The following is a 13,821-nucleotide window of genomic DNA, read 5'->3' as shown; positions in this document are numbered from 1 at the left end:
CGCAACGCGCGACTTCAATACCGAGCCGCACGGTACCCCGCCTGAGAGATTTTCAGGCCAAATCAGCCCCCAGCGCTTGCCAGCCAAGCGCCAATAGCTATTTATACGATAGCGAATCGAGCGCCGATCATGCGCGCCCACACGGCGAGTCGTGCGCCGCACTCATGCCGTTTCGCGGTCCAAACGTTGGCTTTAGACGGATGACGCCATGACTTTGCCGCTGCGCGGGTGATGACGAAATGACTATCGAAAATTCCGTAATACATGACACGCTGCCGGCCCTCACCCCAGCCCTCTCCCAGAGGGAGAGGGAGCTTTCTTTGGCGCGGCACGCGCTGTCATGCTTTTAGAAAACGTCGATAAATGACGAAACGACCAAACGACAGCAGTAATGGCGGAATGCCTCGCACGCGACTGGCGTCATGGCGGCGCAGCCCCGTCATCAAAGCGCAGCGAGGTCGTTTCGTCATCGCATCGCGCAAGCTGCTGTCTTTCGTGACTGGCCGCCCCTCTCAGCCAGCGTTGTGGGAGCGGGCTTGCCCGCGATAGGGCGATGACCGGGAGCGCGGACGCCGCCATCGCGGGCAAGCCCGCTCCCACACCGCGGATGCGGTCCGCGCGGCATCCGGGACGGCTCGAGGATCAAGCCCTCTTTTGCACGCGCAGCAGCATCAGGCGTTCACATCCACCACCACCCGCCCGCGCACCTGCCCGGCCAGCAGGCGGGCGGCCACGGCGGGCGCGTCGGCCAGGGCGATGGTTTCGGTGTTGGCGGCCAGCGCCTCGGCCGGCAGTTCGCGCGCCAGGCGCTCCCACGCCTTGGCGCGGCGCACGTAGGGCGCCATCACGCTGTCCACGCCCGCCAGCGTCACCCCGCGCAGGATGAACGGCGCCACCGTGGCCGGAAAATCCATGCCCTGCGCCAGCCCGCAGGCCGCCACCACGCCGCCGTACTGGATGCTGGCGCACACGTTGGCAAGCGTGTGGCTGCCCACGCTGTCCACGGCGGCGGCCCAGCGCTCCTTCTGCAGCGGCTTGCCGGGCGCGTTCAGCGTGGCGCGGTCCACCAGCTCAGTGGCGCCCAGCGCCTTCAAATGCTCGGCCTCGTGCAGCCGCCCCGTCGATGCATGCACCGTGAAGCCCAGGCGCGACAGCAGCGCAATGGCGATGCTGCCCACGCCGCCGTTGCCGCCCGTCACCAGCACCGGGCCTTGCTCGGGCGTCACGCCGTGTTGCTGCAGCGCCATCACGCACAGCATGGCGGTGTAGCCGGCGGTGCCGATGGCCATGGCCTGGCTGGGCGCCATGCCCGCCGGCAGCGGCACCAGCCAGTCGGCCTTCACGCGCGCCTTCTGCGCCAGCCCGCCCCAGTGCGCCTCGCCCACGCCCCAGCCGTTCAGCACCACGCCGTCGCCCACGCGGTAGCGCGCGTCGCTCGATTCCAGCACCGTACCCGCAAAGTCGATGCCCGGCACCATGGGCCAGGTGCGCACCACCGGCGCCTTGCCGGTAATGGCCAGGCCGTCCTTGTAGTTCAGGGTGGAATGGCTCACCTGCACCAGCACCTCGCCGGCGGGCAGTTGGGCGTCGTCCAGCTCGGTCACGGCGCAGTGCGGCGCGCCGGGTTCGGTCTTGGTCAGCAGCAGGGCTTTGAACATCAGTGGTCTCCTCGTCAGTGCGGTGAATTGCGAACGACTATAAGCCGCGCACCCGACGGGCCTAGACTCCAAGGCGTCATGCCCCGCCCCTGCGCCCTGCCGATTTCGCCGCCGACGCCCCCGCCGTGGCGCACGCGCTCATCGGCGCCACGCTGCTGGTCGACGGCGTGGGCGGCACCATCGTCGAGACCGAGGCCTACGACATGGCCGACGCCGCCTCGCACACCTTCGGCGGCCCCACCGCGCGCAACCGCGCCATGTTCGGCCCGCCCGGCCACGCCTACGTGTACCGCAGCTATGGCATCCACTGGTGCCTCAACTTCGTCTGCCGCGAGGCCGGCCACGGCGCCGGCGTGCTGATCCGCGCCCTGCAGCCCACCCACGGACTGCCCGCCATGCGCGCGCGCCGCGGGCTGCACGACGAGCGCCTGCTGTGCGCCGGCCCCGGCCGCGTGGGCCAGGCGCTGGGCATCACGCTGGCGCACTACGGCCTGCCGCTCGATGCGCCGCCCTTCAGCGTGCTCGGCGCCCCGCCCGGCACCCCGGTCGACGTGCTCACCGGCCCGCGCATCGGCATCAGCAAGGCCGTCGACACGCCCTGGCGCTTCGGCCTGGCCGGTTCGCGCTACCTCAGCCGCCGGTTCTGAGGCCTGTTGCACGGCGAGCGCCCCGCGCCGCCCCTTTGCTACCATGCCCCGCCATGCAGCAAGGCCCCGCATGACCCCCGCCGACTTCATCGCCAAATGGGGCCCCGGCGGCCCCGCCCACTCCTTAAGCGAACGCGCCGGCGCCCAGCCCCACTTCATCGACCTGTGTCGCCTGCTCGGCGTGCCCGAGCCCGGCGCCGTGCCCGGCGAAGACTACGTGTTCGAACAGCACACCCTGCTGCTGGGCGAAGCGCGCGGCTACGCCGACGTGTACTGGCGCAACCGCTTCGCGTGGGAGAACAAGGCGCCGGCCAAGAACCTCGACGCCGCCCTGCGCCAGCTGCAGCAATACAGCCTGGCCCTCAGCAACCCGCCCCTGCTGGTGGTGTGCGACCGCCTCGTCATCCGCATCCACACCCAGTTCAACGGCCACCCCAGCGAGCAGCACACCGTCCGCATCGACCAGCTCGACCAGCCCGCCACCCAAAGCCTGCTGCGCCGCGTCTGGCTCGACCCCGAAAGCTTTCGCCCGCAGAAAACCACGCGCGACATCACCGAAGCCGCCGCCCGCAGCTTTGCCACCCTGGCCGAGCAACTGCGCAGCCGCGGCAACGATGCCGAAACCGTGGCCCACTTCCTCACCCAGTGCCTGTTCTGCTTCTTCGCCGAAGACGTGGGCCTGCTGCCCGGCCGCATGTTCGAGCGCCTCGTCGGCAACCGCCAGCTCACCTCAGGCCGCCTCACCACCGGCCTGCAAAGCCTGTTCGCCACCATGCAGGGCGGCGGCCTGTACGGGCCGGACGACATCCCCTGGTTCAACGGCGGCCTGTTCCAGCGCATCGACGTGCCCCGGCTCGAAATCGTCGACATCACCGAGCTGCGCAACGCCGCCGCCCTCAACTGGTCCGCCATCGACGTCTCCATCTTCGGCACCCTGTTCGAGCGCGGGCTCGACCCCGCCAAGCGCAGCCAGCTGGGCGCCCACTACACCGACCCGGCCACCATCGCCCGCATCGTCGAGCCCGTCGTCACCCGCCCCTTGCTGCAAAAATGGGAGCTGACCGCGCAGGAGCTGCGGGCGCAAACGGCCAAAATCAAGAAACACGGCGACGCCGCCCACCGCAAGGCCCACGCCCGCTTCGTGCTGTGGCTCGAAGAACTGCGCGCCTTCCGCATCCTCGACCCCGCCTGCGGCAGCGGCAACTTCCTGTTCCTGGGCCTGAAGGCGCTGAAAGACGTCGAACTGCTCACCATCACCCAGGCCGCCGACCTGGGCCTCGACCGCGAGCAGGATCTGGTCACCGGCCCGCACAACGTGCTCGGCATCGAGCTGAACGAATACGCCGCCGAACTGGCCCGCGTCAGCATCTGGATCGGCGAGATTCAATGGCGCATCGCCCACGGCTACCCGCCCAAGACCAACCCCGTGCTCGAGCCGCTGGAGCAGATCGAATGCCGCGATGCGCTGCTGCAATTCCTCCCTCCCCGCTGGGGAGGGCCGGGTGGGGCACGCCCGCCCAGCCAGCCACCGCCCCGCCCCTCACCCCCACCCTCTCCCCAGAGGGGCGAGGGAGCCAGCCCGCCACCGAAGCCCCTGGCCCGCCGCCAGCGTCGTCATCGGCAACCCGCCCTTCATTGGCGACAAGAAGATGCGCGGCGAGCTGGGCGATGCCTATACCGAAACGCTGCGCAAGACCTACGCCGGCCGCGTGCCCGGCGGCGCCGACTTCGTCTGCTACTGGTTCGAAAAAGCGCGTGCAGCGCTTGTCAGTCAAGCGCTGACTGCTGCGGGATTTGTAGCAACCAACTCCATCCGAGGCGGCAAGAACCGCGCCGTGCTCGACGCCATCGTCAAGAGCAGCCGCATCTTCGATGCGTGGAGCGACGAGCCGTGGGTGAACGACGGCGCGGCGGTGCGGGTGTCGTTGGTGGCGTTTGGGGAGGCTGGGCAACCGGTCCAACTGAACGGCCAACCATCTGAAGCCATTCACTCGGACTTGACTGGTTATCAGTCGGCCAAATCCGCAGTGGATTTGACATCTGCAAAGACGCTACTGCCCAACTTGAACGCCTGCTTCGTCGGCACGTCCAAGAAAGCTTCGTTCGACGTTCCGGGTGAACTTGCGAGATCGTGGCTCGGGAAACCCAATCCAAACGGCCGAAGCAACGCTGAAGTCGTCAAACAATGGATCAACGGCGCCGACATCGTGCGACGGCCGTCAGATACTTGGATCGTTGATTTTGGTGTCGACACGAAAGAGAGTGACGCTGCACTGTTTGAACTGCCTTACGAACACATCTTGCGGATAGTTAAGCCTGAAAAGGCGGCAGTACGCAATGAGGCCGAACGTCGGCGCTGGTGGCTTCACGCGCGCGCAGCGCCAGATATGCGTACGGCCCTGACATCTGTCTCGCGCTTCTTCGCAACATCGATCGTCGCAAAGCATCGCGTGTGGGTATGGTTCAGTTGCAATGTTCTGCCGAGTCATGCGACGTGCATAGTCGCCCGCGCCGACGACACCACCTTCGGCATCCTGCACAGCCGCTTCCACGAACTCTGGTCGCTGCGCATGTGCACCTGGCTGGGCGTGGGCAACGACCCGCGCTACACCCCCACCACCTGCTTCGAAACCTTCCCCTTCCCCGCCGGCCTGACGCCCGCCGACACGGCGCACCAGCAGACCGAGGCGCTGCCCAGCGGCGCCCGCATTCCGGCCGGGCTGGGGCGCCGGCGGCGGCTGCGGATTCAAGCCAAAAACGGCGCCAGCCCCGGCAGGGCAAGCGCCGGCGGCTATCGAAACCAAAGCAAGCAAGGCCCACGCCAGCGCCATTGCCGAGGCCGCGCACCGGCTGGATGCGCTGCGCCAGAACTGGCTGAACCCGCCCGAGTGGACGGTGAAGGTGCCCGAGGTGGTGCCGCTGGGCCTGGCCGCTTCGCCCTACCCCGACCGCATCGAGCCGCGCCCCGGCCTGCCCGAGGCCGACGCCAAGGCGCTGCAAAACGCACCCTGACCAACCTCTACAACCAGCGCCCCGCCTGGCTGGCGCAGGCGCACGAGCAGCTCGACGCCGCCGTGGCCGCCGCCTACGGCTGGGCCGACTACACGCCGCAGATGCCCGACGACGAAATCCTGCGCCGCCTGCTGGCGCTGAACCTGGCGCGGGCTGGCAGCGGGGCTTGAGCGGGGTTGGCAAGACCATATACTCCCCAACTACCTGGCCGCTAGCGCCCGTCCGTCGGGCGCTGAGCATGCATACTCCACCATCATCTGCGCCCGATGCCCTGCGCTTGACGTGACTGGGCAGCGCCCGCGGGCGGCCGCAGCACCGTCCTACACGGCGGCGCCACGCGCGCAGGCACAATGGGCGGGATCGCCCTTTGCGGGGCCGCAACCTCTGGAGCACACGCATGACCACAGTGACCAACCCCGACAAGCTGGACTACGTGCCCGGCCAGGACGGCCTGCAGCCGGGCCAGACGGCGCGCGCCAAGGCGCCGGGGCGGCTGGAGTTTCGCGCCGGCGACGGCCCGCTGATCACCATCGAGCCCGATTACCAGCTGACGCTGGAGCGCGCGCCGCAAAGCCTGGTGATGAGCTGGCAGGAGGACGGCCAGCCAATGAACGCCGCCATTCCGGTGGTGGAGTTCGACGAGTACCTGAAGACGGGCAAGATCGTCATCCAGAAATAAGGAACCCACGCGCGCAGCCCGCACGGCGCGCGCGCCGGCGTCCTTTGATTGCGCGCAGCGGCCTTGCTCGGCTATTTCGAAAAACTTCTTCCGCCCTACCCCGACCCGGAGCCAGGACTGCCCCCAAGGGCTTCCTGGCTTTCGTGTGGAGCGCTACCACGGGCCTGCGCGGCCATGTGGCGCTGATGGCGCTGCTGTCGGCGGGCACGTCGGTTTACGACGCGCTGCTGTTCGCCCTGCTGGGCCACGTGGTGGACTGGCTGGGCAGCGTGGCGCCGGGCCAGCTGTGGGCGGCGCGCGGCGGCACGCTGTGGCTGCTGGCGGGGGTGCTGGTGGCGTCGATCGGGCTGGTGGCGCTGCAAACCATCGTCAAGCACCAGGTGCTGGCGATCAACTTTCCGCTGCGGCTGCGCTGGAACTTTCACCGCCTGATGCTGGGCCAGAGCATGGCCTTCTACGCCGACGAGTTTGCCGGCCGCATCACCACCAAGATCATGCAGACGGCGCTGGCGGTGCGCGACATGATCTTCACCACCACCGACGTGGTGATCGGCATGGGCGTGTACATGCTCACCATCCTGGTGCTGGCGGCGGGTTTCGACGGCTGGCTGATGCTGCCGTTCGGGCTGTGGGCCATTGCCTACGGGCTGGCGTGCTGGTGGTTCGTGCCGCGCCTGGGCGCGGTGAGCCGCGCGCAGGCCGATGCGCGCAGCGTGATGACGGGGCGCATCACCGACGCCTACACCAACATCGCCACCGTGAAGCTGTTCTCGCACACGCGGCGCGAGGCGCACTTTGCCCGCGCGGCGATGGAGGACTTTCGCGCCACGGGCTACGCGCAGATGCGGCTGGTGAGCCTGTTCGAGACGCTGAACCACGCGCTGATCGTGGCGCTGATCATGGGCGCCTGCGGCACGGCGCTGTGGCTGTGGTCCATCGGCCAGGTGGGCACGGGCGCGGTGGCGGCGGTGACGGCGATGGCGCTGCGCCTGTCGGGCATGAGCCACTGGGTGATGTGGGAGATGACCAGCCTGTTCGAGAGCGTGGGCACCATCCAGGACGGCATCAACACGCTGGCGCGCCCGCGCGCGGTGGTGGACGCGCCCGATGCGAAGCCGCTGGTGGTGACGCGCGGCGAGGTGCGGTTCGAGGACGTGACCTTTCTGTACCGCGACGGCAGCCAGGCGGTGATCGACAAGCTGAACCTGACGATTCGCCCTGGCGAGAAGATCGGCCTGATTGGCCGCAGCGGCGCGGGCAAATCCACGCTGGTGAACCTGCTGCTGCGCTTTCACGACGTGCAGGGCGGGCGCATCTTGATCGACGGGCAGGACATCGCGCGGGTCACGCAGGACAGCCTGCGCCAGCACATCGGCATGGTGACGCAGGACACCTCACTGCTGCACCGGGCGATGCGCGACAACATCCTGTACGGCCGCCCCGATGCGAGCGAGGCCGAACTGGTGGCCGCCGCCACGCGCGCCGAGGCGCACGATTTCATCCAGCACCTGACCGACCTGCAGGGCCGCACCGGCTACGACGCCCATGTGGGTGAGCGCGGCGTGAAGCTGAGCGGCGGCCAGCGCCAGCGCGTGGCGATTGCCCGCGTGATGCTGAAGGACGCGCCCATCCTGCTGCTGGACGAGGCCACCAGCGCGCTCGACAGCGAGGTGGAGGCGGCCATCCAGGCCAGCCTGTACGAGCTGATGAAGGGCAAGACGGTGATCGCCATCGCGCACCGGCTGTCGACCATCGCCGCGCTCGACCGGCTGATCGTGCTGGACCGCGGCCGCATCGTGGAGCAGGGCACGCACGCCGAACTGCTGGCGCGCGGCGGCCTGTACGCCGGGCTGTGGGCGCGGCAAAGCGGCGGCTTTCTGGGCGAACAGGTGGACGACGCGGTGCCGGGGTGAGCGCTGGGCGCGGGCGGCACCTTGGCCGCATCGGTCATTGCGCGGCGCTGTTCCCTCTCTTTGTAGGAGCGGGCTTGCCCGCGATAGGGCGATGGCTGGGGGCAGGAACGCCGTCATCGCGGGCAAGCCCGCTCCCACACAAGCCCGCATGGAGAGAACGATCTGACAGATGGCGCGTGAAAGCCCCTTCCCCGCTGGGGGAAGGTTGGGATGGGGGCCAGCGCACCGCAGCCTGCAAACCACCGCCGCGCCCCCACCCCTGCCCTCCCCAGCGGGGAGGGAGTCAAACCCTGCGACGGATGCTGGCGCGGACGCCACCTCGGCCGCATCGGCCATCCCGCGGCCCGGCTCCCCTCTCTTTGTAGTAGCGGGCTTGCCCGCGATAGGGCGATGGCTGGGGGCAGGAACGCCGTCATCGCGGGCAAGCCCGCTCCCACACAAGCCCGCATGGAGAGAACGATCTGACAGATGGCGCGTGAAAGCCCCTTCCCCGCTGGGGGAAGGTTGGGATGGGGGCCAGCGCACCGCAGCCTGCAAACCACCGCCGCGCCCCCACCCCTGCCCTCCCCCAGCGGGGAGGGAGTCAAACCCTGCGACGGATGCTGGCGCGGACGCCACCTCGGCCGCATCGGCCATCCCGCGGCCCGGCTCCCTCTCTTTGTAGTAGCGGGCTTGCCCGCGATAGGGCGATGGCTGGGGGCAGGAACGCCGCCATCGCGGGCAAGCCCGCTCCCACAAAAGCCCGCATGGAGAGAACGATCTGACAGATGGCGCGTGAAAGCCCCTTCCCCGCTGGGGGAAGGTTGGGATGGGGGCCAGCGCACCGCAGCCTGCAAACCACCGCCGCGCCCCCACCCCAGCCCTCCCCCAGCGGGGAGGGAGTCAAGACCAAGCGACGGATGCACGCGCGGCAGACACCTCGGCCGCATCGGTCATTGCCCGACCCGGCTCCCCTCTCTTTGTGGGAGCGGGCTTGCCCGCGATAGCGCGCTGGCCGGAAGCAGGAACGCCGCCATCGCGGGCAAGCCCGCTCCCACAGGGATGGAGCAGCGCGGCGCCCCGGCAGCCACGGCGCCGCCATATACTCCCTTATAGATACCCGCTAGCGCCCGTCAAACAAGCGCTAACAACCGATACTCCCAGTTAAAGCGAGCCACCCGCCACGCCGGCATCGCCCCGCTCGCCCCTTACCCGCGCCCCACGGTCGAACCACGACACCAGCGCAATCGCCGCGAAGCCCGCCGGCACGCCGAAGAAGCCGGCCGACACCGGGTGGATGCCCCACCACAGCCCGCCCGGTGGCAGGCCCCACCAGGCGCGCCAGGCGGGGCTGGCCAGCAGCATGTAGCCCAGGGTGAGCCCGGCGCCCGCCAGCATGCCGGCCACCACGCCGCGCCGCGTGGTGCCGCACCAGAACAGGCCCATGACCAGCGCCGGGAAGAAGGTGGCCGCGGCCAGCGAGAACGAGGCGGTGACCAGCCAGATGATCTCGGCCGGCTTGAGCGCCGCCACCGCCGCCGCCAGCATGGCCACGGCCAGCAGGGCGAACTTGGTCAGGATGACGCGGTTGTCGGACACGCGCACCACGCCGTTGCGGATGGGCGCCGTGTCGTGCACCAGCGCGTTGCTGATGGTGAGCAGCAGGCCATCGGCGGTGGACAGCGCCGCCGCCAGCCCGCCGGCCGCCACCAGGCCCGACACCACGTAGGGCAACCCGCCCAGTTCGGGCGTGGCCAGCATGATCATGTCGGCGGCCAGGCGGATTTCGCCGAACTGCAGCACGCCGTCGCCATTGATGTCCTGCACCGAGATCAGGCCGGGGTCGACGCGCGCCCACTGCGCGATCCAGTGCGGCAGCTGGTCGAAGCTGCTGCCGACCAGGCCTTGCATGACCTCGTACTTCACCAGCGCGGCCAGCGCCGGCGTGGTGAGGTACAGCAGCGAGATGAAGCCCAGCGACCACGCCACCGAGCGCCGCGTGTCGGCCACGCTGGGCGTGGTGTAGAAGCGCGTGAGCAGGTGCGGCAGGCTGGCGGTGCCGACCATCAGGCAGAACATCAGCGCCAGGAAGTTGAGCCGCGACTGCTGGAACTCGGCCCGCTCTTCCGACGTGCCGCGCGGGTCTCCCGCGAAGGCCTGGGTGTGCCGTGGCAGGCCGCCCAGCGGCTCGGTGCGCTCCAGCGACTCGTGCATGGCTCGGGTCCACTGCTCGCGCGCGCTGGCTTCGTCGCGCGGCAGGTGCGCCAGTTCGCGCCGCGCCTGCATCACCAGGGTGAAGTCGGCCCCCTGCGCGCGCAGCAGGCGGATGCGTTCTTCCAGCAGGTCGCGCTCGCGCGCCAGCGATTCGGCGGGGTTCTGCAGGCGCGCGGCGAACTCGCTGGCGCGCTGCAGGTGGATGGCGCGCACCTGCTGCTCGGCCGGCGAGGCGATGAGCTGGGTCTCCAGCCGCTCGATCTTGAGCAGCTGCTCGCCGAAGGCCAGCGGCGCCATCGGCGTGCCGAGCTGCTTGTAGGCCAGCCACGACACCGGGATCAGGAAGGCCAGCAGCAGCACGATGTACTGCACCACCTGCGTCCAGGTGATGGCGCGCATGCCGCCCAGAAAGCTGCACAGCAGAATGCCGCCCAGGCCGAGCAGGATGCCGATCTCGAACTGCACGCCGGTCAGGCGCGAGGCGATGAGGCCGACGCCGTAGATCTGCGCCACCACGTACATGAACGAGCACGCCACGGCGCCCAGCGCCGCCAGCAGGCGCGGCCAGCGGCCGCCGAAGCGCACGGCGAAGAAATCGGGCACGGTGTAGAGCTGCATGGCGCGCAGGCGCGGCGCGATCAGCAGGCCGACGAGGCAGAAGCCGCCCGTCCACCCCAGCACGTAGGCCAGCCCGCCCGGCTGCGCCGCGGTGCCGCCGAAGCCCTGCAGGTACAGCGCGCCGGCCAGGCTGATGAAGGAGGCGGCGCTCATCCAGTCGGCCGCGGTGGCCATGCCGTTGTACATGGCGGGCACGCGGCGGCCGGCGACGTAGAAGTCCTCCGGGTCGGTGGTGCGCGCGTAGATGCCGATGACGGCATACACCATGACCGACAGGAATAGGAAGATCGGCCCGATCCAGCCGCGCGACAGGCCGGCACGCTCGGCCCAGGCCATCAGCAGCAGGAAGGCGACGAAGCCGACCACGAACAGCCCCAGGTGGCGGTGCAGCCGCCACTCGTAGGCGCGCGTCGGGTCGGCCAATTCAGCCGTCCTTTCGCTCGGCCGCGGCTTGCCGGGCCTCGACGCGGTTCATCCACCAGGCGTAGAGCACCACGATGCCCATGAACACCAGCACCGCGCCCTGCGCCGCCAGCCAGTAGTTGAGCGGCCAGCCGGCCAGCACCTGGTCCAGGTCGCGGGCGAAGAACGCCACGCCGAACGACGCCAGCGCCCACACCACCAGCAGCGCGGCACGCATGCGCCACGCGCCGCCGGCTTCCTTCTCGATGGCAACCGGCGGCTCGGGCATGGTCAGCGGCGGGCGTTCACTGCGCGAGCAGGGTCCAGGTCTCGATCACGCTGTCGGGGTTGAGCGAGATCGAGGCGATGCCCTCGTCGGCCAGCCAGCGCGCGAAGTCGGGGTGGTCGCTGGGGCCCTGGCCGCAGATGCCGACGTACTTGCCCTGCGCCTTGCAGGCCGAGATGGCGCGCTTCAGCATGGCCTTGACGGCGGGGTCGCGCTCGTCGAAGTCGGCGGCCAGCAGCTCCATGCCGCTGTCGCGGTCGAGGCCCAGGGTGAGCTGGGTCAGGTCGTTGGAGCCGATGGAGAAGCCGTCGAAGAACTGCAGGAACTCGTCGGCCAGGATGGCGTTGCTGGGCACCTCGCACATCATCACCACCTTGAGGTCGTTCTGGCCGCGCGCCAGGCCCTGGTCGGCCAGCAGCTGCGTGACGCGCTCGGCCTGGCCCAGGGTGCGCACGAAGGGCACCATGACCTGCACATTGGTCAGGCCCATCTCGTCGCGCACGCGCTTGAGGGCCTCGCATTCCATGGCGAAGGCTTCGCGGAAGTCGTCGCTGATGTAGCGCGCGGCACCGCGAAAGCCCAGCATGGGGTTTTCTTCTTCCGGCTCGTAGCGGCTGCCACCGATCAGCTTGCGGTATTCGTTGCTCTTGAAGTCGGACAGGCGCACGATGACCGGCTTGGGCCAGAAGGCGGCGGCAATGGTGGCCACGCCCTCGGCCACCTTGTCGACATAGAAGGCGCGGGGACTGGCGTGGCCACGGGCCACGCTCTCCACCGCTTTCTTCAGGTCGGCATCCACATTCGGGTAGTCGAGGATGGCCTTGGGGTGCACGCCGATGTTGTTGTTGATGATGAACTCCAGCCGCGCCAGGCCCACGCCCTCGTTGGGCAGCTGGGCGAAGTCGAAGGCCAGTTGCGGGTTGCCCACGTTCATCATGATCTTCACGCCGATGGGCGGCATGGCGCCGCGCTGCACCTCGGTGACTTCGGTTTCCAGCAGGCCGTCGTAGATGTGGCCGGTGTCGCCCTCGGCGCAGCTGACGGTGACCAGGGTGCCGTCCTTCAGCTTGTGGGTGGCATCGCCGCAGCCCACCACGGCGGGGATACCCAGCTCGCGCGCGATGATGGCGGCGTGGCAGGTGCGCCCGCCGCGGTTGGTGACGATGGCGCTGGCGCGCTTCATCACCGGCTCCCAGTTGGGGTCGGTCATGTCGGTGACCAGCACGTCGCCGGGCTGCACGCTGTCCATCTGGCTGATGTCGTTGACCAGCCGCACCGGGCCGGTGCCGATCTTCTGGCCGATGGCCCGACCCTCGGCCAGCACGGCACCGCTGCTCTTGAGCTTGTAGCGGTGCTCGGTCTTGCCCTGCTGCTGGCTCTTCACCGTCTCGGGGCGCGCCTGCAGGATGTAGAGCTGGCCGTCGCCGCCGTCCTTGCCCCATTCGATGTCCATGGGGCGGCCGTAGTGCTGCTCGATCACCAGGGCGTAGCGCGCCAGCTCCAGCACGTCGTCGTCGGTCAGCGAATAGCGGTTGCGCTGCTCGGTGGGCACGTCGATGGTCTTGACCAGCTTGCCATCGGCGGCTTTCTCCTCGGGCGTAGCGAACACCATCTGAATCAGCTTGCTGCCGAGGTTGCGGCGGATCAGCGCCTTCTTGCCGGCCTGCAGCATGGGCTTGTGCACGTAGAACTCGTCGGGGTTCACGGCGCCCTGCACCACCGTCTCGCCCAGGCCGTAGCTGCTGGTGATGAAGACCACCTGGTCGAACCCGCTCTCGGTGTCGATGGTGAACATGACGCCGGCCGCGCCCAGGTCGGAGCGCACCATGCGCTGCACGCCCGCCGACAGGGCCACCACGTCGTGCGCGAAGCCCTTGTGCACGCGGTAGCTGATGGCGCGGTCGTTGTACAGGCTGGCGAACACCTCTTTCATCTTGTGCAGCACCTGCTCGATGCCGACGACGTTGAGAAAGGTCTCCTGCTGGCCGGCGAAGGAGGCGTCGGGCAGGTCCTCGGCCGTGGCGGACGAGCGTACGGCGAAGCTGGCCTCGGCGTTGCCGCCCTGCAGCGTGGCGAAGGCATCGCGGATGGCCTGCTCCAGATCGGCCGGGAAGGGCTGCGCCTCCATCCAGCCGCGGATTTCGGCGCCGGCTTCGGCCAGGGCGCGCACGTCGTCGATGTCGAGCGTGGCCAGGCGCTGGCTGATGCGCTCGGCCAGGCCGTCGTGCGCCAGGAACTGGCGGAACGCATGCGCCGTGGTGGCGAAGCCGGTGGGCACGCGCACGCCCTGCGGCAGCTGGCTGATCATCTCGCCGAGGCTGGCGTTCTTGCCGCCAACGGCCTCGACGTCGGTCATCCTCAGTTTCTCGAAAGGCACGACCAGGGCGGTCGGCTCGAACAGTGCAGACATGGG

The 13,821-nt window shown here is 69.2% G+C and carries 7 protein-coding genes and 2 pseudogenes; 5 read left to right on the top strand and 4 right to left on the bottom strand.

Going from position 1 to position 13,821, the window contains the following annotated elements:
* Window positions 1-671: 671 nt before the first annotated feature.
* The gene (acuI, locus tag H0I39_RS14775) at window positions 672-1,658 is read right to left on the bottom strand and encodes an acrylyl-CoA reductase (NADPH) (protein ID WP_180551010.1); all 987 of its coding nucleotides are present in this window, start codon (window positions 1,656-1,658) and stop codon (window positions 672-674) included.
* 125 nt (window positions 1,659-1,783) lie between these two features.
* On the opposite strand from acuI, the gene H0I39_RS14770 reads away from it, so the two are divergent.
* The 5 genes and pseudogenes from H0I39_RS14770 (at window position 1,784) to H0I39_RS14755 (ending at window position 7,909) form a co-directional block, all read left to right on the top strand.
* A complete protein-coding gene (locus H0I39_RS14770; protein WP_373368307.1) occupies window positions 1,784-2,305 on the top strand; it encodes a DNA-3-methyladenine glycosylase in 522 nt (173 codons plus the stop codon).
* Window positions 2,306-2,348: 43 nt separating this feature from the next.
* Window positions 2,349-3,695 (top strand): annotated as a pseudogene (locus H0I39_RS14765) (DNA methyltransferase); the annotation flags it as partial.
* Window positions 3,696-3,765: 70 nt separating this feature from the next.
* The gene (locus H0I39_RS23435) at window positions 3,766-5,487 is read left to right on the top strand and encodes a DNA methyltransferase (RefSeq protein ID WP_307776823.1); all 1,722 of its coding nucleotides are present in this window, start codon (window positions 3,766-3,768) and stop codon (window positions 5,485-5,487) included.
* Between the two features lie 227 nt (window positions 5,488-5,714).
* Entirely contained in the window at window positions 5,715-5,996 is a 282-nt protein-coding gene (locus H0I39_RS14760; protein WP_257645810.1) for a hypothetical protein, read from the top strand.
* A 63-nt stretch (window positions 5,997-6,059) separates the two neighbouring features.
* Window positions 6,060-7,909: pseudogene (locus H0I39_RS14755) on the top strand (ABC transporter ATP-binding protein).
* Between the two features lie 1,143 nt (window positions 7,910-9,052).
* On the opposite strand, the gene H0I39_RS14750 reads toward H0I39_RS14755, so the two are convergent.
* The 3 genes from H0I39_RS14750 to ppsA are packed head-to-tail and all read right to left on the bottom strand — an operon-like array spanning window position 9,053 to window position 13,818.
* Entirely contained in the window at window positions 9,053-11,143 is a 2,091-nt protein-coding gene (locus H0I39_RS14750; RefSeq protein WP_257645809.1) for a VC_2705 family sodium/solute symporter, read from the bottom strand.
* Window position 11,144: 1 nt separating this feature from the next.
* Window positions 11,145-11,411: a DUF4212 domain-containing protein gene (locus H0I39_RS14745; RefSeq protein ID WP_180551008.1), complete on the bottom strand. Its 267-nt coding sequence runs from the start codon at window positions 11,409-11,411 to the stop codon at window positions 11,145-11,147.
* Window positions 11,412-11,427: 16 nt separating this feature from the next.
* Window positions 11,428-13,818, bottom strand: coding sequence for a phosphoenolpyruvate synthase (ppsA, locus tag H0I39_RS14740; protein ID WP_180551007.1), 2,391 nt, complete (start codon window positions 13,816-13,818; stop codon window positions 11,428-11,430).
* Between the last annotated feature and the right edge of the window lie 3 nt (window positions 13,819-13,821).

Source organism: Ottowia beijingensis (genome assembly GCF_013423955.1).
GTDB lineage: Bacteria > Pseudomonadota > Gammaproteobacteria > Burkholderiales > Burkholderiaceae_C > Ottowia > Ottowia beijingensis.
Note: the sequence above shows the minus strand (reverse complement) of the source record. Positions and strands in the feature narration are given on the sequence as shown.